Raw genomic sequence first — 1,226 nt, 5'->3', positions numbered from 1 at the left:
AGTTTATCGGTGATTGGTTGTTTAGTTTCGTTTGAATACGAATGTTGTTATAATAATAAATGTATTCTTTGACAGTGCGTTCTACGATGGTGGTCGTAGTTCGATCAATGCTGTTAAGATAGAACGTTTCAGACTTTAGTGAGGAATGAAACGATTCGATGGAGGCATTATCAGCGGGCGTCCCTTTACGGGACATGCTCATGGTAATGCCTTTTATACGTACAGCTTTCTGATACTCGTAAGATGTATACACAGAACCTTGATCGCTATGTAACACGCAGTTCTCAGGCAGTGCTGGGAGCTGATCAAGTGTGTTTAAGATAAAGTCTGTGTCCTGCTTATCACCAATCGTAAAAGCAATCACTTCTCCATTATATAAATCCAATATACTGGAAAGGTACAATTGTTTCTGTCCATAAGGCAAATACGTGATGTCCGTTACTAGTTTTTCAAGAGGGCGATCAGACTGAAAGTTCCGATCGAGTATATTACCAGCCACGGCATAGGGTTGCCCATTATTCTTACGCTTTTTCATTTTAACCCGGCATTGCCACTGGTTTTTCTGCATGATACGTTGAACAGTTTTATGGTTAATACGCATTTTCACTTTTAGTATGGCTGTGATTTTTCGGTATCCATATCGATACTTGTTCTCTCGGCACAACGTGCCGATTTGTTTCTCTAGCTGTCTTTTAGAATGATTCTGAGTCAGATTCTTTTTCCATCTATAGTACGAAGCGCGTGAGACGCCTAAATGGACACAGATGTCCTGTACTGTCATCTTTTTGCACAATTCTTCTACCAGTTTGATTGACGTTTCCTTATCAACTTCCTTTCCAATTCGTTGTACTTTTTTAAAACTTCATTCTGTTGACTCAGATAGCGATTTTCTGCCCGCAGTCTCTCTAATTCTGAAGAGTACTCGGGACCTTTTCCATAGGTATATTGTTTTCCAACAGGCTGTTCGAACCGGTGTGTATCCCCAGCCTTATGCCACCTCACCCATGTCTGAATCTGCGTCTTATTCTTGATATTCAATTCTTGCATGATCTCTTTCATAGGTACGCCTGCCAATCTCATTTCTACAGCCTTCTGTTTGACTTCAACCGGATAACTCACTCTTGTCCCCATAGAAAAAACACCTCCTTGTTTTATTTCGGATCACAACGATCCGTTTTCAAACTTGAAGGTGTTTTTTATTTGTCTCATCTTATGGGGTCAGTCCC

Annotated in this window: 1 protein-coding gene; it reads right to left on the bottom strand. The window is 40.5% G+C overall.

The window, feature by feature from the left end:
- Positions 1-1,131, bottom strand: a protein-coding gene (locus SB660_RS18860; protein ID WP_410583733.1) for an IS3 family transposase whose coding sequence is annotated in 2 segments (ribosomal slippage) — positions 1-858 and positions 858-1,131 — 1,132 coding nt annotated over the 2 segments. Because the reading frame shifts where the segments join, the coding sequence is not laid out codon by codon here. This gene is flagged as partial in the annotation.
- Between the last annotated feature and the right edge of the window lie 95 nt (positions 1,132-1,226).

Source organism: Bacillus sp. SIMBA_005 (assembly GCF_046535585.1).
Lineage (GTDB): Bacteria > Bacillota > Bacilli > Bacillales > Bacillaceae > Bacillus > Bacillus pumilus.
The sequence above is the reverse complement of the archived record's forward strand: the minus strand, read 5'-3'. Positions and strand labels throughout refer to the sequence as shown.